Genomic DNA, 19,325 nt, shown 5'->3' with positions numbered 1-19,325 from the left:
GGCTTGCCTGCGATGGTCGTCAACGATAACGCGTGTGACCTGGATGAACGCGGCGCACTGGAGTCCATCGCCAGCAGGCTGGCTCCTACAGGTTCCCGGGAGGCGTGAAGAACCTTTTTTGCGGGGGGTATCGGCGTTACAGGCATTCCTGCGCGGCACGCTCGATGCTCGATGGCCTGAAGGTCGAGGCCAGCAACTGGCGCTCGTACAAATACACCTTGCCACCATCCTGTGCCCTGTGGGTTTCCAGCACGGTGTCTACGGCAATTTTGCTCGAAACGACAACCCGGTAACTGCGCTCGCTCCCGGATACGACCGGGCTCATCGCGTTGTCTTTCAACTTCGGTACAAGGCAGTCGACATACTGCTCGGGCGATTTGTCCGTTTGCAGCGATGAGGTCGGGTTGTTAGGGGAGGCCGCGCAACCGGCCAGGAGCCAGGAAGCGAGCATCACGACAGGAACACCTGCAAGGCGCATCGGTGAAGTCCTCAAATTCGATTCGGTTCGGTTCGTTGAGTCATGGTGAAGAAGGTCGGCCAATGTTTCTGGTCATTGTCGCCGCCGATCAAGGCAAGACATCGTAGCCACGCTGCTGCAGGCAGCTGCTATAGACGGAGTTGTTGGCGGTGACGTTTTGCTCGCTCGCCGCATTATTCTGCCGGCGCGCCTGGCGTTGTCTGGAAGCCCCCACCACGGCGCCGGCCGCCGCGGCACTGCGCGCGTGGTTCTGGCGATAGTCTTGCCGGGTGTCGTCGTCGATCTGGTCATAGACGTTTTCATGTTGGCGGCCCCGGACCTCAGCCGCGGTCGCCCCGGCCACGGCGGCGGTTGCGGCGCCCTTTGCTCGTCCACCGGTTGGCACGGTGCTTTGTACCGGATGTTGTGCGTTGGCCTGGGATTGGCAGGCACTGGTGTCCTGCGCGATGGCCTGGGAAGTCTGTCCTTTGAGGGGGATCACCGTCACTGCCAGGGCGCTGGTGCTCTGCAACAGCATCAGCACCGCGAGGGTATGGGCCAGTATTTTCATGATGGGGTCTCACGTCAGGCGTCGGCACGGCTGACGGTTTGTCAGGGAACAAGCGCGGTTGAAACCCCATGCCCGTCTGCGTGCGATGGGGTTTATCCAGGCATCAGTGCTTGAGGAGCAGGGCCTGCATATCGTCTGTCATGCTTTTGAGCGCGACCTTGAAGTCACTGGCAAGCACCGGCTGTTGGGCATTGTCGAGTGTCGCGCCAAACACCTTGCGAACCATCTTCGCGACCGGCATACCGGTCTTGGCATCGATCAGGTTGGCTTCGATGTACATCTCGGCAGTCTGATCCCGATGGCCGGTGGCTGCTTGTGTGGCCCCGACAATGGCGCCGATTGGAACGGCCTCATACCAGTGCATGCCTTCGTTGTTGGCGCTGACGTGAGTGATCGCCGCTTGCAGGATCAGCGATCGCGAATTGGTCGGTGCCAGTTGTGGATAAGGGACGATCGCATAGCGGCGGGAAAAGGCTTGCTTGACGCTGTTGCTGGCCATCAATTGCAGGTCTTGCAGGGTCTTCAGGCTGACGCGCGCGGTCGGCTTCGGCGACGGGTACAGCTCCATCTGCCTGAACACCACAGTGGAGTACGCGCGAGGATCGAACCCCGGCGATACCCAGCGCAGGACCTTCTGTTCACTCGGTGTCGTTTGCTCCTCCAGGCCCTGGTAATTGCCCAGGAAGCCCGAGTATTGCTCCTGTTGCGCCACTTGCGAGACACAGCCGACCTGAAATACACAGCTCAAAGCAATACCCGCAATCCATTTATTCGACATGCCCATGTGTTCGGTTCTCACGTGATGAAAGTTGTCATTCGGGTACAGGTGTTTGCACGCCGGTCAATGCGGGCCGAATGCTGCCTGCAGCAGCGGGATAATCCGAATCAAAAACTCTCAAAAACCGTTAAACACACGGCCAGCGAGGGGCAGGGCCGGGTTGCACATCGATCACAGTTGCCTACGCTAACCCTTTGCAACGCCGGTTTTTGACAACGACAGGTGAGTGAGATGGATTTGAAAGAAGGGTGGATGGGTAGCGCGTCGACACTCGTCGTTGCGTTGGGCTTCATCCCGTTGGCTCAGGGCGAGGATGCGGCAGAGTTGGCGAAGAAAGCCCTCAACCCGGTCGCCGCGATGTACAGCCTGCCGGTGCAGTACAACTGGGACCAGAAAATGGGGCCGACCGGGGAGGGCATGCACAGCGTGACCAATATCCAGCCGGTGCTGCCGTTTGCCCTGAACGAGGACTGGAATCTCATTTCTCGCACCATTTTGCCGATCATCGATCAGCACGGCCTGGCCCCCGATGGCGCGGCGGACAAAACCGGCAGCGGCGATATCACCCAGAGTTTTTTCTTCTCGCCAACCAAGCCGACGGCCAGTGGCTGGATACTCGGTGCCGGCCCGGCGTTGCTGATACCGACCGGCAGTGACGAGTTGCTCGGCAGCGAGCAGTGGGGCCTGGGCCCGACGGGGGTGGCGTTGAAACAGTCCAATGGCTGGACCCGCGGCATTCTGGCCAACCATATCTGGGGCCTGGACGACAGCCCGCCGGACGACAAGGAAAAGGTCAACCAGACCTTCCTGCAACCCTTCCTCTCGTACACCACCCATACGCTTACGACCTACGGGGTCAACACCGAGTCAACCTACAACTGGCAATCGCGGGAATGGTCGGTACCGGTCAACCTCACGGTCACCCAATTGTTGAAGATCGGCGGTCAACCGCTGACGGTGCAGGCCGGCCCGCGCTACTGGCTCGACAGCCCGGAAGACGGCCCGCAAGGCTGGGGCTTTCGCGCCGCCGTGACGTTCCTGTTTCCACGCTGATACGCCGTTGCGGACGGCCTGGAGGAGATAACCCATGGACCGATTCACCGGCGGTTGTTTGTGCGGCAAGGTGCGCCTTGTCGCATCGGGGCGCCCGTTCCGGGTGGGCGTTTGTCACTGTCTCGACTGCCGCAAGCATCATGGGGCGCTGTTTCACGCATCCGCGATATTTCATCAGGATGCCGTGACGATCGAGGGCGAAACACGTGACTACGCCGGACGGCATTTCTGCCCGCACTGCGGTTCATCCGTGTTTGCGCGCAGCGCAGACGAAATCGAAGTGAACCTCGGGTCGCTGGATGCCCCGGACCAATTGAAGCCGACCTATGAGAGCTGGGTCGTGCGACGTGAGGCCTGGTTGCCGGCCTTTGCACTCACACGACGCTATGAGCGCGATCGGGATTCCACCGGGCGCTTTGAGGACTAGCGGGCACGCGTTGCGGTACGCCAGGTCTTGAGACTCCGAGTGTCCGGTTCAACGATCAGTGAGTTTTCAGCACCGCACCGCGCAGGAAAATCGGTGCAGCGAATCTCTCGCCGCTACTCAAGCAGCTGATCGATCAACACCGCGTTGGTATAAATCAGGCTGCCATCGCTCGCACGATGCCCGACCAGATGAAACTGACCGCGTTCGTGGTGCAGATAGACACGCATCTGACAGTCGGACAAGGGCGCGAATCCCTCGGGCATGATCAAATCCATCGAGTCCATATCGACATCGACCATGGCTTCACGCTCGTGGGTCTTCTGCAGGCGCTCTTCGGCCTCTTCCAGACGGAGATGGAGCGGTCCGTCGACGTAGAAATGGACTTCCCCCATCGGGGTGGACTTTTGGTCGCTGCTGGTTTTGCACCAGCCTTCGATCGTCAGGGCACTCATGACGAAACCTCCCATGTGGATTGCTGGACTGTGTGGCTATCGTCCCTGCTCAATGTCACCACATTCGTTTGACGACGCTGCAAGGGCAGGGTTCGAACTTTGCGGGCGCTTGCGGGCGAACTTTGCCATCCGTCATCAGCACTCAAGTATAGCTGGCAACCGGAACTCCCTTGCCGGCCTCACGGTACAAGCCGATCGCTCTATACTTCTTACTGACTTTAACGCCCGGACGGGTGGTATTTGTCGGCCCTGCTTGGACGTCAGTGGCGATGCTTATTGCATGAGCAATGAACAACAGGAATAGGATGAAGAGCAAATGGCAATAGCAATTGTCTTGATACTCATCGTTATTGCCTCCGTGCTATTCCACATACTGGCGCCCTGGCATGCGACACCGGCCGCTTCCAACTGGGGATCCATAGACACCACCCTGTTCATCACCCTGATCATCAGCGGGATATTTTTCATTGCCATCACCGGGTTCATGGCGGTAGCGGTGATTCGGTATCGTCACAAGGCGGGTTCCAGGGCGGCCTATCAGCCGGAAAACAAAAAGCTGGAATCATGGTTGATCATCGTTACTTCGGCAGGTATCGCCGGGATGTTGGCGCCAGGTCTGGTTGTCTACAACGATTTCATCCGGGTACCGAAAGATGCCTACGAACTTGAAGTGGTCGGCCAGCAGTGGCAGTGGGCCTATCGTTTTGCCGGGCAAGACGCAAAGCTGGGCAAGTCGGATATAAAGTTTGTCGACTCCACCAATCCCCTCGGCCTTGATCCCAGGGACCCTGCCGGGCAGGACGATGTGCTGGTCATGAATAATGAAGTTCGCCTTCCGCTCGATCGGCCGGTGAAAGTTTTACTGCGCTCTAAAGATGTCCTGCACGATTTCTATGTACCGCAAATTCGCAGCAAGATGGATATGGTGCCAGGGATGGTGTCGTACTTCTGGTTTACGCCGACTAAAACCGGAAAATACGAAGTCCTTTGCGCTGAATTTTGTGGTGTAGGTCATTACAACATGCGTGGCCATATGATCGTGGAAGAGCAGGGCGTCTTCGATCAATGGCTAAAAGGCCAACCGACTTTTGCGCAGACATTGACCACAACTGCCAAACCCGGTCGAGACAGCGTGCTGGAAAAAGGCCGCCAGTTGGTCGAACAGCTAGGCTGCAAGGCCTGCCATAGCCAGGATGGCAGTGCCAGTCTCGGCCCGGGATGGAAGGGGCTGTACGGCCGCACTGAACAGCTTGCCGATGGCACCAGTGTGCGGGTCGACGAGGCCTACCTGAAGGAGTCGATTGTCGATCCGAAGGCTCGCCTGGTACAGGGCTACCCACCGGTCATGGTGGCCTATACTCTCAAGGACGACGAACTGGGAGCTGTCATCGCCCTGATCAAATCACTGGGTGCTGCACCGCAAGACGATCAACCTTCGACCGGCGAAGCGTCGAGCCCGGGCGAAGACCTGGTGGCGCAGGGGCAGCGACTGGCCGGGTCGCTTGGCTGCCTGGCCTGCCACAGCGTCGATGGCAACAAGGGCGTCGGCCCCAGCTGGCTGGGTCTGTATGGCAAGACGGAAACCCTTGCCGACGATACGAGCGTAAAGGTCGATGAGGGCTATATCAAAGATTCGGTTCTTCATCCCAATGCCAAAATCGTCAAGGGCTACGCAGCCGTCATGCCGGCCCTGGCTCCGAGTGACGAGGAACTGAATGCACTGATCGCTTTTATCAAATCCAAAGCGAATGCTGACGCTGATGCGACCAAGGCGGAGCCAGGGAAGTAGCCGTAAAGCAGCCAGAAACACACTGAAACTTCGGAACGAGGATGACGTGATGGCCTATGCGGAGCAAGCCGAAACAGAAGCACTGCACGAGCCCAAAAGCTTCCTGACCAAATACATCTGGAGTCAGGACCACAAGGTCATAGCCATTCAATATTCCTTGACGGCTCTGTTCGTGGGGCTTGTCGCCCTGGTGCTGTCCGGCTTGATGCGCATGCAGATAGGCTTCCCTGGCAGTTTGGCGTTCATGGATGCCAATACTTATTATCAGGCGATGACCATGCACGGCATGATCATGGTCATCTACTTGCTGACGGCCTTGTTTCTGGGGGGCTTCGGCAACTATCTGATCCCGCTGATGGTGGGCGCCCGCGACATGGTCTTCCCCTATGTCAACATGCTCAGTTTCTGGTTTTACCTGCTGGCGGTAGTGGTGTTGCTCAGCAGCTTTTTCGTCCCGGGCGGCCCCACGGGTGCCGGCTGGACGCTCTATCCGCCACAGTCCATCGCCCAGGGGACACCGGGCGTCGAGTGGGGCATTGTCCTGATGCTCGTCTCACTGGCGATTTTCATTGTCGCCGCCACCATGGGCGGGTTGAACTACGTCACCACCGTATTGCAGGCGCGCACGCACGGCATGACATTGTTTCGCATGCCGCTCTCGGTGTGGGGCATCTTCATGGCCTCGATCATGGCCTTGCTGGCCTTCCCGGCGTTGTTCGTCAGCGCGGTCATGATGTTGTTTGACAAGCTGTTGGGCACCAGCTTCTTCATGCCGGCGATGGTCTCGCTGGGGCAGCAGCTCGATCACCAGGGTGGCAGCCCGATATTGTTCCAGCACTTGTTCTGGTTTTTCGGCCACCCGGAAGTCTACATCGTTGCCCTCCCTGCATTTGGCCTGGTCTCCGACCTGATCAGCACCCATGCGCGTAAAAACATCTTCGGCTACCGAATGATGGTGTGGGCCATTGTTGCGATCGGGGTACTGAGTTTTGTGGTCTGGGCGCACCATATGTATGTCAGCGGAATGAACCCGTACTTTGGCTTTTTTTTCGCCGTCAGCACCTTGATCATCGCGGTACCGACCGCGCTGAAAGTCTATAACTGGGTACTGACCCTGTGGCGCGGCGACATCCATCTGACCGTGCCGATGCTGTTTGCCCTGGCCTTTATCGTCACCTTCCTGGTCGGCGGTCTGACCGGGTTGTTTCTCGGCAATGTGATCGTGGATATTCCGCTCTCGGACACCTATTTCGTCGTCGCCCATTTTCATATGGTCATGGGGGTCGCACCGGTATTGGTGGTGTTCGGCGGTATTTATCACTGGTTCCCGAAAGTCACCGGGCGCATGTACAACGACACCCTGGGCAAGCTGCATTTCTGGATTACCTTCCTGGGCACCTACGCCATCTTCTTCCCCATGCACTACCTGGGTTTCCAGGGCATGCCACGTCGCTACTACGCCTATGAAAACTACGCGTTCATCCCGCAGTCGGCGCAAGAGCTGAATGCCTTCATTACGGTGATCGCATTGACTGTCGGTGTTTCCCAGTTGCTGTTCGTGTTCAACATGGCCTGGAGCGCATTCAAGGGCAAGCCCGCCGGCAGTAATCCCTGGGGCGGGGCCAGCCTGGAATGGCAAACGCTGCACACCCCGCCGAAACACGGTAACTGGGGCGAGAAATTGCCGGTCGTGCATCGCTGGGCCTATGACTACAGCGTGCCGGGGATAGAACAGGATTTCGTGCCGCAAACGGTCTCCGCCGAGGAGCTGGAGCAGATGCGGCAACTCAGTGCCGGGACTAAAATAGCGGACGTCAAGACATGAACAGACTGCTATTGAGAAACGCCGACGGCGCTGACCCCGGCGGCAGTTGGAATCGCGACCCTGAGGGCGTTCAGGCCGCCGAGGGTGCCAATAGAAGTCAAATCGCAAGAGTAGGCTTGCGCTTGTTTCTGGTGGTGGTGAGTTCGTTATTCTTCCTCTTCCTGATTGCCTTTATTGCCCGTTCACAAATGGCCGACTGGCTACCCCTGACTGAGCCTTTGGCGCCGTTAGGCGATCTGCGGCCGCTATGGCTGAATTCGGCTTTTCTGCTATTGAGTTGCATCGCACTGCAGTGGTCACGTGTGGCTGCCCGAAAGGCTCGCCCGGGCGCGACCGTCATTGGTTTCGCATTGGGTGGCGTCTTTGCAATTGCCTTTCTGGCGGGGCAAGTCTGGGTCTGGCAGCAGTTTGTCGCCTTGGGCTACTTTGTCGCCAGCAATCCGGCCAACAGTTTCTTCTATCTGTTGACCGGCCTGCATGGGCTCCACCTGCTGGGCGGGCTGATCGCCTGGTGCTGGATCGTCGCCAGATTCCTGCGTCATGTGCCATTGGCGCAACTGAGCGCCAGCGTAGAACTCTGTGCCATCTATTGGCATTACTTGTTGGGTCTCTGGTTCGTGCTGTTCGCTCTGCTGTCCAGCACGCCGCAAACCTATGAAGCCATCGCCAGATTCTGCGGCCTGAGGTGAAAAGCCATGGCATCGCACCCGCAAGCCCAAGCCCAAGCCCAAATCGAGCCCAGCTCATCCAATCCACCCGGCTCGCCACCGGCGCCAGGATGGCAAAGCATCGCCAGCGACTGGTCCTCGGACAAAGACGCCTTCAAGCAGGTGCCTTGGGGCAAGGCGATGATGTGGATATTCCTGCTCAGCGATACGTTTATATTCACCTGTTTTTTAACCGGCTACATGTCAGTACGCATGACCATCACTACGGCCTGGCCGAACCCGAGTGAAGTGTTTGCCTTGACGATCGCAGGAAGGGAAATCCCGCTTATCCTGATCGCCATCATGACCTTTGTGCTGATCAGTAGCAGCGGCACCATGGCCATGGCCGTTAACTTCGCCTATCGCCGTGATCGCGCGAAAACGACGGCCCTGATGCTGGCGACCGCAGCCTTGGGTGTGACGTTCGTCGGCATGCAGGCATTTGAATGGAGCAAGCTCATCGCAGAAGGGGTGCGTCCGTGGGGGAACCCCATGGGGGCGGCGCAATTTGGTGCCAGCTTCTTCATGATTACCGGTTTTCACGGACTGCATGTGTCAATCGGCGCCATCTACCTCAGCATTGTGGCGCTGAAAGTTTTGCGCGGAGATTATGAACGCTCCGGAAACTATCAGAACGTCGAGATAGCCGGGCTTTACTGGCACTTCGTGGATTTGGTGTGGGTGTTTATTTTTGCTTTCTTCTATTTATGGTAGAGGAGCACGGGTGATGGAACATGCTCAGGGTCAGCAACATCCAATCAGTTTGTACCTTAAAATCTGGGGGCTGTTATTTGTCCTCAGCACGCTGTCGTACCTTGTCGACTATTTCCACTTCCATGGCTACCTTCGGTGGTCCCTGATCATCATTTTCATGCTGTTGAAGGCAGGTTTAATTGTCTCCATCTTCATGCATATGGCCTGGGAGCGGCTGGCCATGGTCTACGCCATATTGGTGCCGCCCTTGTGTTTGCTGGTGCTCGTCGGACTGATGGCCACCGAGGCTGACTACATTTTCCTCAGCCGGGTCATTTTCTTTGGCCAGTAAGCCGTTTGCGGATGGCCTTGAGTCTCCAGGCGCTAACCCGATATCACTCGCTTGAACTGATGCCATTTGTGCTGCCAGGCCACTGTCCAATGGGGGGCGGCCGCTCCAGTGCCGGCGATCGTCAGCTTTGGATGTTGTTTGATGACCTGATCCAGTACCGATTCCTGGTTCGGCTCAACATCGACGAAGAAGATATGTTTGCCCTCGGTTACCAGCTGCTTGAAATTGCGGAAGTGAGTGTTCGGCACCTGGAACCCGAAAAAACCGCCTTCCCAGATGCAGAAGCCCAAAATGACAATGGAAAGGAAGATAAAGGGCATCCAGCCTGCGGCGGATTCGGTCCAGCCCATCCAATACGCGCCAACGAGTACCAGTGCCGCCAGTGGCAAGCCGATCACCGCGCCAATCTCACCCGAGTGAACAGCATCCTGTTCCATTAACGAGTTAACTTCGTGCAGGTGATGTTGTTCGACATCGGCAACGTTTTGACTGAGCACATGAATCTGTTCGGAATTGATGCCGCTGGCTTCCAGTTCATATTCAACGGATTCAAGATCGTTGAGATTGTCACTGATGTAATAGTGCCGATTCATGCCACACCTCCCGACTCGAGTTTGCTGTAGACCTCCTTTGTCCGGCAGCGGTCAACCTGGATTTGCAGTCGGTGTCTGAACCGTGGGGAACGTTGCACACTTCATGCAATCTGAAAAAAAGTATAGCACTCACCACCCTGCGGACCGGTCGCTAGTTGATCTGCACTATGACCGGACCTTCCGTCACGATCGGCGGGTTCGCGTGGATATGCGAGGTGTTTTTCTGAATCCACTCACGGGCAACTTTCAGGCTCGCATCACTGCCGGCCTTGTCCTTGCAAACAGTGATCGAAGTACCACCATCACCCGTATTGAGCAGTGTGTAGCTGACGAGGCCAGGTACTGTGCGCAAGGTCGCTTCGATGTCGACGTTGCGCTCTTCCATCACCTCGAATAGCTGCTTGGCTCCAGCACCCAGGTAGGTTCTTATCACCGCATACATGGTCGTCTCCTTTGAGCGTACCGTCTTGATGCCAATGCAGATCCGTTGATGTCCGCAAACTCCCAGGTTTCAAGTCTCAGGTCGCCCTGATTCACTAAGCTTAGCCAAACGCCGGCGACAATCGACATGCAACGACCACCGGCCACATGGGGCCGATTTCTGCCTTTACGATCGAAGGCTAAACACGAGCTATATCGAGATTTTCGATATGTTTAAGCAACATTTCACTGTTTTTCCGATAACGCCCTGTCGCGATAATCCGCCTTCAAAGGTGACGGGTAGGGCAGCGAGATGGCGAAGGAAGGAAGTTATACCGGTGTAGCCAAGTGGCTGCATTGGGGCATGGCCCTGATCTGGTTGGGAGCCTGGGTCATCGGAATCGTGGCGACGCATTGGCGCGACGAATTCAATGCCCACCATGAACTCACCTACTTGCACAAGGCAATGGCCAGCACGCTGCTGTTTCTCATCGTCGTGCGTATCGCCTGGCGATTGAGTCACCCGGCACCGGCGCTACCCGAGTCGATGAGCCCGAGGATGAAGCGTGGTGCGCTGGTCGGGCATGTGCTGCTGTACGCCGTGGCCCTGATCGGGCTGCCGTTGTCCGGCTGGTACTGGAGCTCGGTCGCCGACAAACCCATCATGGTGGCGGCGCTGTTCATGCTCCCGCCAATCGTTGACCCCGATCAGAACCTGTACGATCTGGCAAAGGCGGTTCATACCTACATGGCGTGGTTGTGTGGCGCCCTGGTAGGTGGCCATCTGCTGGTTGCGCTCAAGCATCACTTCGTTGAAAAGGATGATGTGCTCAAGGGCATGCTGCCTGCACGCAACCGTTGATTTTCCTGTCGTTTCATTATTGACGCAGCTGCGCCGGACTCACGCCGAGGCGTTGCCTGAAGGTGGTCGCCATGTGCGCCTGGGAGTTGAAACCGCAGGCGTAGGCGATTTCAGCCAGCGTGGCGGTCGAGTCGCGCATCAGGGCTCGAGCCCTGGCCAGGCGTCGGTCGATTAGGTAAGCATGGGGGCTTTTGCCGGTGGCATTTTTGAAAGCCCGCATGAAATAGCCTTCGGACAAGCCAAGCAGGCCCGCCATCGCCGGTACGCTCAACGGGCCATCGAGGCCCGCGTCAATGAACTCATCGAGCAAGCGCATCCGGCTGCCGGTTATCGAGCCATGGGGCGGTGTCGACACGGCTTCGCTGGCCGTCGCGCGCTCGGACAATGCCAGTGCCCAGGCCTCCCAGTCGTCCTCCACGCGAGCGTGCAACAGCGCGGCGCGCATCCGCCATGCGAGGACCGTGGCCTGCCGGTCGATGCGATTGTTGAAGGCGCGATCCCCCTCCAGCGCCATACCGTCAGTGCGTATCACCCGCAGATATTCACCGCCCTTGGGCGATTCGGATAACACGTCACACCCCATCGGAACGAACGCCAGGCCGTTGGGCAGGGCATCGAAGGGTTGTACCCGGTCGCTGCCGATCGCGTGCAGGCCTCGCTGGCTGTCGAAGGCAAAGCCGATTCCCGCCTGGGTCGCTACGTATCGGGTCGCGTAGGCGCAGCCGGGGAGCAATTCGATCGCCCAGGGGCCGGCCTCGATGCGGCGGACCGGTTCGGACAGCAGGGGTGGATGCGGGCGGTTTCGATGGCTCATGAGCACCATAGTAGTGAAGAGGGCACACAAAAGTCAGGTCGGTTTTTTGAAAGCCTGCGTACTGCGCCCCTGTTCAGACTGGGCAAAATCCCGAGGAGATAACTCATGCACACACTGACTCGCGACGACATCGAACAGGCCGCACGTAACGTGTACCAGGTCATGCCCGCCACCGCCCAGTACCCTTGGCCCTTGCTGGCCAGGCGGTTGGGTTGCACGGTGTGGGTCAAGCACGAAAACCACACGCCTACCGGTGCTTTCAAAGTGCGCGGCGGCATCACGTTCATGCACTGGCTCAAGCGCGAGCATCCGGGCGTGAAGGGCATTGTCAGCGCGACCCGCGGCAACCATGGCCAGAGCCTTGCACTGGCGGCTGGCGCCCTGGGCTTGCGGGCGCTGATCGTCGTGCCGCAAGGCAACTCGGTGGAAAAGAACAGCGCCATGCGCGGCTTTGGCGCTGAAGTAGTCGAGTATGGCCGCGATTTCGATGAGGCCCGCGAAGAGGCGGCACGCCTTGCGCAGGAGCACGACCTGTTCCTGGTGCCGCCGTTTCATACAGAGCTGGTCAAGGGCGTCGCCACCTATGCGCTGGAGTTGTTCAACGCCGCACCGGATCTGGATACCGTCTATGTACCGATTGGCTGCGGATCGGGGATTTGTGGCGTGATCGCCGCTCGCGATGCACTGGGCCTGGACACCCGGGTGGTGGGCGTGGTTTCCACAGAGGCGGCGGCCGCACAGTTATCGTTCGACACCGGCGCCCTGTGCGAAACGGCCTCGGCGACCACCTTCGCCGACGGTCTGGCCGTACGCAAGCCAATACCTGAAGCCTTTGCCGTCTATGCCGCAGGTGCGGCGCGGATCGTTGCGGTCAGTGACGCACAGATAGCCGAGGCCATGCGCGTGTATTACACCGATACCCACAACCTGGCGGAAGGGGCCGGTGCGGCGGCGCTGGCGGCGCTCATGGCCGAGCGTGAAGCCATGTCGGGAAAAAGGGTGGCGGTGATTCTGTCCGGTGGAAACGTCGACAGATCGGTGTATGCGGGCGTGATCGCGTGAAGGGGAGCTGTAACTTGATCGCATAAATTTGAAATGCACGGCATTGCCCGACACAATCGCGCCCCGATCCGGCCAAAGGCGCCGGACGTTCGTGGTGAGAAGGGGCCGCAGTTGAACGAACAGACATTGTCCATGCGCCTGGAGCGCGTGGCGGCGCATGTGCCGGCCGGTGCGCGCCTGGCCGATATCGGCTCGGATCACGGCTACCTGCCGGTGGCGTTGATGCGTCGTGGCGCCATCACGGCGGCGGTGGCCGGGGAAGTAGCGTTGACGCCGTTCCGCGCGGCCGAACGCACCGTGCACGAGAACGATCTGGAGCAACGGATCAGCGTGCGCTTGGCCAACGGCCTGGCGGCAATCCTGCCGGGGGACGGGATCACGGCGATCAGCCTCTGCGGCATGGGCGGCGAAACGATCCGCGACATCCTCGACAGCGGCAAGGCGTACCTGAGCGGGCAGGAGCGCCTGATCCTGCAACCCAACGGCGGCGAGCAGCCACTGCGCCTGTGGCTGATGGAAAATGGCTATCGCATCCTCTGCGAGGAAGTGCTGCGGGAAAATCGTTTCGACTACGAAATCATCGTCGCCGAGCGCGCCGGGCCGGTGATCTACACCGCTCAAGAGTTGTACTTCGGCCCGTTGCAGATGCAGGCCCGCAGCCCGGCGTTCCTGGTCAAGTGGCAGCGCAAGCTGCGCCAGAAACAGAAGACCCTGAGCCAATTTGCCGGGGCGCAGCGGGCCGTGCCTGAGGAAAAGGTGCAGGACATCGCGCGTCAGGTCCGTTGGATCAATCAGTTGCTGGCCTGATTCTGTTCAGCAAGCATCCAGGCGGTCATGCCATACGTCCAGCGGGTCTCTTTTCGAGCATTTGCGCAGGCCTTCGCGGTCAGTAAAAACGAATTTTTACGGCAATCCCCGTGCCTGCTTGCGAGGAAAAAACTCGCTGTTTGCCGGGTCAAATGGTGTGAGTTCCGCGCGAAATCCGCTTTTTTTTTCGGCGCGAAACATGAAACGATTCAGCCGCTTGGCAACGGTGGTTTCAGCCAATGAAACCGGCCTCCCGAGGCATTATTGGCAGTACCGTTTGTCGTGGTTTTTGTTCGAAAAATGAACGATTGGGGTATTCTGGGTTCTGAACTTCCAGCAGGCGGATCCTTTGAGCTCCGCACTGCACTCCCTAGTAAAATGGACGTATACCTCATCTGCATTGAATGGAATGCACATGGGGATTTTTTTTACCTGAGACCTGGAGTGATAGTATGCCGTCATCACTGACTCGCTGGGCGAGTCGCTCTCTCTTGTAATACCCAAACTATTTTAGTTGCTTCAATCAATGTGAACTTTGATTGTGCAGGCGTGGAATATTAATTCGCGTGCCTGGGGCATGGTCAACTCACACTGCCGCAATAAGTGGAGATGTAAGCGTGGATATTAATACAATGATCGGCCTGCTTGGCCAGAAAGAATCCATGGAGTTTATGCGTTTAGGAGTTGTTTACGTACACCTGTTGGCATGCTGCGTAGCCATTGGTTTGGTGTTTGCCAGCGATGTCGCCATGGTCAAGGATTTATTGAAAGGCCGTGTTTCGTCCGGGCACGATAATGATCATATGGCCAGTCTCCAGAAGTCTGTTTCCAATGCGTTGTTATTCTTGTGGATCACCGGTGCGGCGATTATAGGCATTGATTATCTTGATAAAGGGATGACCTATTTTGCCAACCCGAAACTTCAAGCCAAAGTCATTATTGTCTTGTTGCTGACGTTCAACGGCATGCTGTTGCACCGCTATGTATTGCCCGCCATGCTGAAGGCCGGGTCCTTGCTTGACCTGCCTATCAATGTGCGAATGTTTGCCCTGTTCTCTGGCGCACTGTCGGGCGTTTCCTGGCTGTATGCCGCGATGCTCGGTGTCGGCCGACCGCTGGCCTGGAAATACTCGCTGACCGAGTTGCTGATGGCCTATCCGGTATTGATCGTGCTCGGCTTTGCGACGATGGTGGCGCTGACCCAGTGGGCGCGCAATCGCAACGCGGCAGCGCCGGCTGAACAGACTACCTGGCTGTTCGCTGGAATTCCTGCGCGATGAGCTGACGAAAGTCCAGGTGAAGACGGGTGAAACCGTTTGAGCCTTGCCAACACCAGACCCCCTCCCTGTGAGGGGGTTTTTTTTGGGGGTGTTCTCGCAATTGCGGGGTACACCGGAGGTCAACGATGATGCGGAGAGCCTGACACCCCGCAGTGCTCTCCGGTTTTTCGCGAGCAGGCTCGCTCCTACAGTGCCCGCCGCCATCGGCTTCGTTGTTTGGTGGTGCACGTGTTCCCCTGTAGGAGCTGCCGAAGGCTCGGGCCGCGTTCGGACGATCTTTTGATCTTGATCTTCAGCAATCTCCAGATCGCAAAAGCAAAATCAAAATCAAAATCAAAAGATCGCAGCCTTCGGCAGCTCCTACAGATATTTCGCTATCTGTGGTCCCCCCGGTTGTCCGCTCATCCCTTGGTTCGGCGAGGGGGAGGGCAGCACGGTCGGCCGCGAACCTGCCGCTTGTCGCCAAGGCATAAAATAAACTTTGACATCATTGGGGCTTTGGTTGAATATTCATCCATCGCATGCGACCTAATCGAATGCGATAGCAAATAAAAACAACCCTTGCCGTTTGGAGAATCAACCATGAACACTGGAAGCCGCCGCACCCTGTTGATCCCTACCGCTCAAGCTTCCCATGGCCACAACGGCAACAACTGGATCGTTGCACACACCCATTGATCAACGTTGTTTTTTGAATGCCACAAACATCGCATGCGATTCAATCGCACGAACTTTAAGCCCCGAGGAAATCCCCATGAGCAAAATCGAAAAAGTACTGGCTACCGGCAAAACCCACACCACCCGCACCAGCGTCGGCGGTCACAACGGCAACCTCGATATCGTCCTGTCGTCACCGGGTTCCACCCAGCCAGCCCACGTCTTTGCCGCCACACAGCCGCATCCGAAAGCCGAGCAACTGTTCGCCGGGGCCTGGTCGGCCTGCTACACCGCAGCAGTGGGGCTGGTGGCCCAGGAACGCAATATCGTTTTGCCGGCGGACATGGCCGTCGACATTGAAGTGGACCTGGGCCAGACTGGTCCGGCCTACTTCCTTCAGGCCCGACTGACCCTGCACGTGCCAGGGCTGGCACAGGATGTCGCGACTGAACTTGCGCACATCGCCGACTCCATCTGCCCTTACTCCAAAGCGACACGCGGCAATATCGATGTTGCCCTGAACGTGATCACGGCGTGACGCGCAGACGCATCACTAATGTCGCATACGATGCAAGCGCATACGAATATAACTGATTGTAATCCTGAGGGAATCATCATGAGCAAGATCGAAAAAGTACTGGCCAGCGGCAAAACCCACACCACCCAGAACAGCGCAGGCAAAACGTCGCGCGGTCATAACGGTAACCTCGACATCGTGCTGTCGTCCCCCGGCAGCGACACACCGGCACACGTGCTGACTGCCGTCCAGCCGCACCCGAAAGCCGAGCAACTGTTCGCCGGCGCGTGGTCGGCCTGCTACATCGCAGCGGTGGGGCTGGCCGCCCAACAAATGAAGGTGACACTGCCGACCGACACGGCCGTCGACATTGAAGTCGATCTGGGCCAGACCGGCGCGGCTTACTTCCTCCAGGCCCGACTGACGTTGCGCGTGCCGGGGCTGGATCAGGGAGTGGCGACTGAACTGGCCCACAACGCCGATGCAATCTGCCCGTACTCCAAGGCCACACGCGGCAACATTGATGTCGACATCAATGTCTTGACGGCCTGACCCGCTGCACGGCCGGCTCAACGGGGATTTTCCCGGTGAGCCGGCCGTCGGTGTTTATGCGCACTTCCGATACCATCGTGTACGACGTATAGTTTCAGTCTTGCAAGATTGCCCCTGAGAACGTTCATGAAAAACACCGACAAGACATCCGCCCTCGATCTCAAACTCTCCGACTTCCTGTGTTTTGCCGTCTATTCCACCAACCTGGCCTTCGGCAAGGCCTACAAGCCGATGCTCGAACGGCTCGGCCTGACCTACACGCAATACATCACCCTGGTCGCGCTGTGGGAAGAAGACAACCAGACCGTCGGCAGCCTTGGCGAAAAGCTGTTTCTGGAATCCAACACCCTCACGCCAATCCTGAAGAAGCTCGAAGCGATGGGTTATTTGCTGCGCCAGCGCGACCCGGAAGACGAACGCCAGGTGCGGATCAATCTCACAAAAGAGGGGCGAACATTGCGTGAAGGCCTGCGCGAAGACGGCTTCCCGCAAACCGGCCTCGATCCCGACGACTTCGTGCAAATGCAGAAGGCCATCGTCAAGTTACGGGGTAATCTCATCCGGACGACGAAAGACAGGGAGTAAGGGGTCTCGACTCAAGACGGTGAGTGGTCCCCGATTTCGGTGTAAGCGTCCCCACTAACGGGGCGCTATTCCCCAGCAGTATTCACGCCAGCATCAGCACGGCATTTCAACTTTCGACGAATGTTTGCAGGGACATTCCGGTCCTCGCTCATATTTTGTTACAGCAATGGCAGGGTAATTGCTGAGTGAGCGTGTCCCGTTCACGAAAGGTGCAGCGTCGGCAAGCTGTGGAGCTGTAAGTACCCCATTGAGTGATTGCACGTAACCATCGGTTTGCATCACGAAATATCCCTGGCGACTCAATAGAAGTACTGCAGTCATCCTCTGCGAACCGTCCAGAGGAAATGCCATGAGCCACACCAGACCAACGTGTGCACAGTTAGCGCTGCATGGGCTATCGGCCTTGATTGTTCTTTGGACGATCAGCGCCGGGTCTTACATGGCAATGTTCAACGTACCGCCAGGCGTCAAGCTGGCTATTGTCGACTTGAACATTTCCCTGGCGTCATTGTTCATACCGTTGTTCCTGGCGCTCAAACCTCTGGCTCGGCGTTTTTTGTTCTTCCTGGCCTGCCTGCTGACGGTGACGCTGGTGGCGGCCGACGAACCCCAGAGCAGTAACAATCAGGGCAATGACAATCAGAGCAATGACAAGTGGCTGGAGCCGGCACGCTCCAGGCTCATGCATGTGACTGGCGGGATGCCGTTCTTCCCGCACCGGGCCAATACCACCGGTAACCTGGTCTTGAATGTGAAGGACTTCGACAATGCCCAGGTCTGCGGCGCTTGTCATACGGAGATCTACAAACAGTGGCGCTCGTCGATGATGTCCCAGGCCTGGGATGAACCCATCTATCGGGCCTTGCTCAAGCGTGCGAGTGCGGCCACCGAGGGCAAGGTCGATAACTTCTGCACCGGCTGCCATACGCCGATCGGTCTCACGACCGGGCAGATCACTTCGCAAGTCAACCGCTCCTCGGTTGAAGACAGCGCGAAGAACACTCCGATGCCTGGGGTCGATTGCGAAACCTGCCACAACATCAGTGCCCGCACGGGCCTGGACAACGGCGCCTATGTTCTGAGTCCGCGGGCAAACGGTAAACCAACCAAGTTCGGCCCGCGCAAGGACGCCGTTTCGCCTTATCACGACACGGTGTACTCGGCCTTGCACACCCGCTCGGACTTTTGCGGCACCTGCCACAACGTCACGCACCCGTTCAGCAGCGTGGCGGTGGAGCGCACCTATGACGAATGGCAGGAGAGCACCTACAGCCTTAACGACATCACCTGCCAGAGCTGCCACATGCCGGGTTTCAAGGGTAAGGCTGCGATCATGGGGCCGGATCGCGAGGAGGTCGCCTCGCATTGGTTCAGCGGAGCCAACGCGATGATGCTCAACCATCTCGGTCAGGAAGAGGGCGCGCAACGGGCTCGCAACATGCTCGCACGCGCCGGGGAAATAACCTTCGAGCAATTGCCGGCAGCGATCGTTGCCGGGCAATACACCTCGGTCGCCGTCAAGGTGTCCAATGTCGGCGCAGGGCACAAGCTGCCGACCGGCTTTCCGGAGGGACGGGAGATGTGGATCGATTTCCGCGTGCGGGATGCCACGGGTCGCGAGATCTACCGGCTGGGGTCGATCAAGGACGGCAAGACCGAAGTCAACACGCGAAATTTCAAAGTGCACATAGGCGACAAGGACGGCAACCCGCTGGACGTCGAGGTCTGGAATGCCACGCAAATTCTCTCGGACAACCGCATTCTGCCCAAGGGCTACGATATCGGGGAATTCTCCTTCCTGGTGCCGGCCGACGCCGTCGGACCGCTGACCCTGACGGCCGACCTGAACTACTGGCCGTTTTCGCAGAAGCTGGCCGACTACCTGCTCGGCAAGGACAAGGTGCAGGTGGAAATCACCCGGATGGCCAACGTCACGCAGAGCGTACCCTTGTCGACCAGCCTGCCGGTTGTCGGGGTGGCCCCGGTCATGCAAGGTGACAATCCGAAGACCACTGAAAAGAACCGTTTTGTCACCTTCAGACTTCGTTAAGAATAGTCTTTGATACTGCTCC

The 19,325-nt window shown here is 58.1% G+C and carries 23 protein-coding genes; 15 read left to right on the top strand and 8 right to left on the bottom strand.

Going from position 1 to position 19,325, the window contains the following annotated elements; translation table 11 throughout:
* Positions 1-136: 136 nt before the first annotated feature.
* The 3 genes from AC07YV_RS11985 to AC07YV_RS11975 form a co-directional block, all read right to left on the bottom strand.
* Positions 137-478: a hypothetical protein gene (locus AC07YV_RS11985; RefSeq protein ID WP_102699512.1), complete on the bottom strand. Its 342-nt coding sequence runs from the start codon at positions 476-478 to the stop codon at positions 137-139.
* Between the two features lie 88 nt (positions 479-566).
* Entirely contained in the window at positions 567-1,028 is a 462-nt protein-coding gene (locus tag AC07YV_RS11980) for a hypothetical protein (RefSeq protein WP_102699513.1), read from the bottom strand.
* A gap of 103 nt (positions 1,029-1,131) precedes the next feature.
* Positions 1,132-1,812 (bottom strand): DUF3313 domain-containing protein, encoded by a 681-nt coding sequence (locus tag AC07YV_RS11975; protein ID WP_102699514.1) that lies wholly within the window; start codon positions 1,810-1,812, stop codon positions 1,132-1,134.
* 225 nt (positions 1,813-2,037) lie between these two features.
* Between AC07YV_RS11975 and AC07YV_RS11970 the strand changes: the two genes are divergently transcribed.
* Both AC07YV_RS11970 and AC07YV_RS11965 read left to right on the top strand, forming a co-directional pair.
* Positions 2,038-2,859: a hypothetical protein gene (locus AC07YV_RS11970; RefSeq protein ID WP_102699515.1), complete on the top strand. Its 822-nt coding sequence runs from the start codon at positions 2,038-2,040 to the stop codon at positions 2,857-2,859.
* A 34-nt stretch (positions 2,860-2,893) separates the two neighbouring features.
* Positions 2,894-3,286: a GFA family protein gene (locus AC07YV_RS11965; RefSeq protein ID WP_102699516.1), complete on the top strand. Its 393-nt coding sequence runs from the start codon at positions 2,894-2,896 to the stop codon at positions 3,284-3,286.
* 113 nt (positions 3,287-3,399) lie between these two features.
* Here AC07YV_RS11965 and AC07YV_RS11960 read toward each other — a convergent pair whose 3' ends face one another.
* Positions 3,400-3,738, bottom strand: a complete 339-nt coding sequence (locus tag AC07YV_RS11960) for a hypothetical protein (RefSeq protein ID WP_102699517.1) — start codon at positions 3,736-3,738, stop codon at positions 3,400-3,402.
* Positions 3,739-4,054: 316 nt separating this feature from the next.
* Here AC07YV_RS11960 and AC07YV_RS11955 point away from each other — a divergent pair, with 316 nt between their 5' ends.
* Genes AC07YV_RS11955 through AC07YV_RS11935 form a run of 5 tightly spaced genes read left to right on the top strand, consistent with a single transcriptional unit; the run spans position 4,055 to position 9,104 of the window.
* The gene (locus AC07YV_RS11955) at positions 4,055-5,527 is read left to right on the top strand and encodes a cytochrome c oxidase subunit II (RefSeq protein ID WP_102699518.1); all 1,473 of its coding nucleotides are present in this window, start codon (positions 4,055-4,057) and stop codon (positions 5,525-5,527) included.
* 49 nt (positions 5,528-5,576) lie between these two features.
* Positions 5,577-7,352 carry a cytochrome c oxidase subunit I gene (ctaD, locus tag AC07YV_RS11950; protein WP_102699519.1) on the top strand — a complete coding sequence of 592 codons (1,776 nt, stop codon included), beginning with the start codon at positions 5,577-5,579 and terminating at the stop codon, positions 7,350-7,352.
* Positions 7,349-8,041, top strand: coding sequence for a cytochrome c oxidase subunit 3 (locus tag AC07YV_RS11945; RefSeq protein ID WP_102699520.1), 693 nt, complete (start codon positions 7,349-7,351; stop codon positions 8,039-8,041). Before ctaD ends, AC07YV_RS11945 begins: the two co-directional genes overlap by 4 nt.
* A gap of 6 nt (positions 8,042-8,047) precedes the next feature.
* The gene (locus AC07YV_RS11940; protein ID WP_102699521.1) at positions 8,048-8,773 is read left to right on the top strand and encodes a heme-copper oxidase subunit III family protein; all 726 of its coding nucleotides are present in this window, start codon (positions 8,048-8,050) and stop codon (positions 8,771-8,773) included.
* Positions 8,774-8,786: 13 nt separating this feature from the next.
* The gene (locus AC07YV_RS11935; protein WP_095966028.1) at positions 8,787-9,104 is read left to right on the top strand and encodes a cytochrome C oxidase subunit IV family protein; all 318 of its coding nucleotides are present in this window, start codon (positions 8,787-8,789) and stop codon (positions 9,102-9,104) included.
* Positions 9,105-9,136: 32 nt separating this feature from the next.
* Here AC07YV_RS11935 and AC07YV_RS11930 read toward each other — a convergent pair whose 3' ends face one another.
* Both AC07YV_RS11930 and AC07YV_RS11925 read right to left on the bottom strand, forming a co-directional pair.
* Entirely contained in the window at positions 9,137-9,697 is a 561-nt protein-coding gene (locus AC07YV_RS11930; RefSeq protein ID WP_102699522.1) for a hypothetical protein, read from the bottom strand.
* A gap of 151 nt (positions 9,698-9,848) precedes the next feature.
* Complete coding sequence (locus AC07YV_RS11925; RefSeq protein ID WP_102699523.1) at positions 9,849-10,139, bottom strand: hypothetical protein; 291 nt, start codon at positions 10,137-10,139, stop codon at positions 9,849-9,851.
* A gap of 291 nt (positions 10,140-10,430) precedes the next feature.
* Here AC07YV_RS11925 and AC07YV_RS11920 point away from each other — a divergent pair, with 291 nt between their 5' ends.
* Complete coding sequence (locus tag AC07YV_RS11920) at positions 10,431-10,979, top strand: cytochrome b (RefSeq protein WP_102699524.1); 549 nt, start codon at positions 10,431-10,433, stop codon at positions 10,977-10,979.
* Positions 10,980-10,995: 16 nt separating this feature from the next.
* On the opposite strand, the gene AC07YV_RS11915 is transcribed toward AC07YV_RS11920, so the two are convergent.
* Positions 10,996-11,802, bottom strand: coding sequence for a helix-turn-helix transcriptional regulator (locus AC07YV_RS11915; RefSeq protein ID WP_102699525.1), 807 nt, complete (start codon positions 11,800-11,802; stop codon positions 10,996-10,998).
* A 96-nt stretch (positions 11,803-11,898) separates the two neighbouring features.
* Between AC07YV_RS11915 and AC07YV_RS11910 the strand changes: the two genes are divergently transcribed.
* Together AC07YV_RS11910 and AC07YV_RS11905 are read left to right on the top strand one after the other, a co-directional pair.
* Positions 11,899-12,855, top strand: a complete 957-nt coding sequence (locus AC07YV_RS11910; protein WP_102699526.1) for a threonine dehydratase — start codon at positions 11,899-11,901, stop codon at positions 12,853-12,855.
* A 111-nt stretch (positions 12,856-12,966) separates the two neighbouring features.
* Positions 12,967-13,662, top strand: coding sequence for a tRNA (adenine(22)-N(1))-methyltransferase (locus tag AC07YV_RS11905; protein WP_494990291.1), 696 nt, complete (start codon positions 12,967-12,969; stop codon positions 13,660-13,662).
* A gap of 96 nt (positions 13,663-13,758) precedes the next feature.
* Here AC07YV_RS11905 and AC07YV_RS11900 read toward each other — a convergent pair whose 3' ends face one another.
* The gene (locus AC07YV_RS11900) at positions 13,759-13,902 is read right to left on the bottom strand and encodes a hypothetical protein (RefSeq protein ID WP_158248436.1); all 144 of its coding nucleotides are present in this window, start codon (positions 13,900-13,902) and stop codon (positions 13,759-13,761) included.
* A gap of 392 nt (positions 13,903-14,294) precedes the next feature.
* Here AC07YV_RS11900 and AC07YV_RS11895 point away from each other — a divergent pair, with 392 nt between their 5' ends.
* The 5 genes from AC07YV_RS11895 to AC07YV_RS11875 all read left to right on the top strand — a co-directional run bounded on the left by AC07YV_RS11895 (position 14,295) and on the right by AC07YV_RS11875 (position 19,303).
* Positions 14,295-14,942, top strand: coding sequence for a hypothetical protein (locus AC07YV_RS11895; RefSeq protein WP_102674768.1), 648 nt, complete (start codon positions 14,295-14,297; stop codon positions 14,940-14,942).
* Positions 14,943-15,696: 754 nt separating this feature from the next.
* Positions 15,697-16,137: an Ohr family peroxiredoxin gene (locus tag AC07YV_RS11890; protein WP_102699529.1), complete on the top strand. Its 441-nt coding sequence runs from the start codon at positions 15,697-15,699 to the stop codon at positions 16,135-16,137.
* 78 nt (positions 16,138-16,215) lie between these two features.
* The gene (locus AC07YV_RS11885; RefSeq protein ID WP_102699530.1) at positions 16,216-16,668 is read left to right on the top strand and encodes an Ohr family peroxiredoxin; all 453 of its coding nucleotides are present in this window, start codon (positions 16,216-16,218) and stop codon (positions 16,666-16,668) included.
* A 126-nt stretch (positions 16,669-16,794) separates the two neighbouring features.
* Complete coding sequence (locus tag AC07YV_RS11880; RefSeq protein ID WP_102674766.1) at positions 16,795-17,253, top strand: MarR family winged helix-turn-helix transcriptional regulator; 459 nt, start codon at positions 16,795-16,797, stop codon at positions 17,251-17,253.
* A 349-nt stretch (positions 17,254-17,602) separates the two neighbouring features.
* Complete coding sequence (locus AC07YV_RS11875) at positions 17,603-19,303, top strand: multiheme c-type cytochrome (protein ID WP_102699531.1); 1,701 nt, start codon at positions 17,603-17,605, stop codon at positions 19,301-19,303.
* Positions 19,304-19,325 lie beyond the last annotated feature (22 nt).

Source organism: Pseudomonas sp. GW456-E7 (assembly GCF_059424105.1).
Note: the sequence above shows the minus strand (reverse complement) of the source record. Positions and strands in the feature narration are given on the sequence as shown.

What these genes read in the sequence shown, in the direction of transcription:
- AC07YV_RS11985 (WP_102699512.1), bottom strand. Translation starts at nt 478, where the DNA reads ATGCGCCTTGCAGGTGTTCCTGTCGTGATGCTCGCTTCCTGGCTCCTG.
- AC07YV_RS11980 (WP_102699513.1), bottom strand. Translation starts at nt 1,028, where the DNA reads ATGAAAATACTGGCCCATACCCTCGCGGTGCTGATGCTGTTGCAGAGC.
- AC07YV_RS11975 (WP_102699514.1), bottom strand. Translation starts at nt 1,812, where the DNA reads ATGGGCATGTCGAATAAATGGATTGCGGGTATTGCTTTGAGCTGTGTA.
- AC07YV_RS11970 (WP_102699515.1), top strand. Translation starts at nt 2,038, where the DNA reads ATGGATTTGAAAGAAGGGTGGATGGGTAGCGCGTCGACACTCGTCGTT.
- AC07YV_RS11965 (WP_102699516.1), top strand. Translation starts at nt 2,894, where the DNA reads ATGGACCGATTCACCGGCGGTTGTTTGTGCGGCAAGGTGCGCCTTGTC.
- AC07YV_RS11960 (WP_102699517.1), bottom strand. Translation starts at nt 3,738, where the DNA reads ATGAGTGCCCTGACGATCGAAGGCTGGTGCAAAACCAGCAGCGACCAA.
- AC07YV_RS11955 (WP_102699518.1), top strand. Translation starts at nt 4,055, where the DNA reads ATGGCAATAGCAATTGTCTTGATACTCATCGTTATTGCCTCCGTGCTA.
- ctaD (WP_102699519.1), top strand. Translation starts at nt 5,577, where the DNA reads ATGGCCTATGCGGAGCAAGCCGAAACAGAAGCACTGCACGAGCCCAAA.
- AC07YV_RS11945 (WP_102699520.1), top strand. Translation starts at nt 7,349, where the DNA reads ATGAACAGACTGCTATTGAGAAACGCCGACGGCGCTGACCCCGGCGGC.
- AC07YV_RS11940 (WP_102699521.1), top strand. Translation starts at nt 8,048, where the DNA reads ATGGCATCGCACCCGCAAGCCCAAGCCCAAGCCCAAATCGAGCCCAGC.
- AC07YV_RS11935 (WP_095966028.1), top strand. Translation starts at nt 8,787, where the DNA reads ATGGAACATGCTCAGGGTCAGCAACATCCAATCAGTTTGTACCTTAAA.
- AC07YV_RS11930 (WP_102699522.1), bottom strand. Translation starts at nt 9,697, where the DNA reads ATGAATCGGCACTATTACATCAGTGACAATCTCAACGATCTTGAATCC.
- AC07YV_RS11925 (WP_102699523.1), bottom strand. Translation starts at nt 10,139, where the DNA reads ATGTATGCGGTGATAAGAACCTACCTGGGTGCTGGAGCCAAGCAGCTA.
- AC07YV_RS11920 (WP_102699524.1), top strand. Translation starts at nt 10,431, where the DNA reads ATGGCGAAGGAAGGAAGTTATACCGGTGTAGCCAAGTGGCTGCATTGG.
- AC07YV_RS11915 (WP_102699525.1), bottom strand. Translation starts at nt 11,802, where the DNA reads ATGGTGCTCATGAGCCATCGAAACCGCCCGCATCCACCCCTGCTGTCC.
- AC07YV_RS11910 (WP_102699526.1), top strand. Translation starts at nt 11,899, where the DNA reads ATGCACACACTGACTCGCGACGACATCGAACAGGCCGCACGTAACGTG.
- AC07YV_RS11895 (WP_102674768.1), top strand. Translation starts at nt 14,295, where the DNA reads ATGATCGGCCTGCTTGGCCAGAAAGAATCCATGGAGTTTATGCGTTTA.
- AC07YV_RS11890 (WP_102699529.1), top strand. Translation starts at nt 15,697, where the DNA reads ATGAGCAAAATCGAAAAAGTACTGGCTACCGGCAAAACCCACACCACC.
- AC07YV_RS11885 (WP_102699530.1), top strand. Translation starts at nt 16,216, where the DNA reads ATGAGCAAGATCGAAAAAGTACTGGCCAGCGGCAAAACCCACACCACC.
- AC07YV_RS11880 (WP_102674766.1), top strand. Translation starts at nt 16,795, where the DNA reads ATGAAAAACACCGACAAGACATCCGCCCTCGATCTCAAACTCTCCGAC.
- AC07YV_RS11875 (WP_102699531.1), top strand. Translation starts at nt 17,603, where the DNA reads ATGAGCCACACCAGACCAACGTGTGCACAGTTAGCGCTGCATGGGCTA.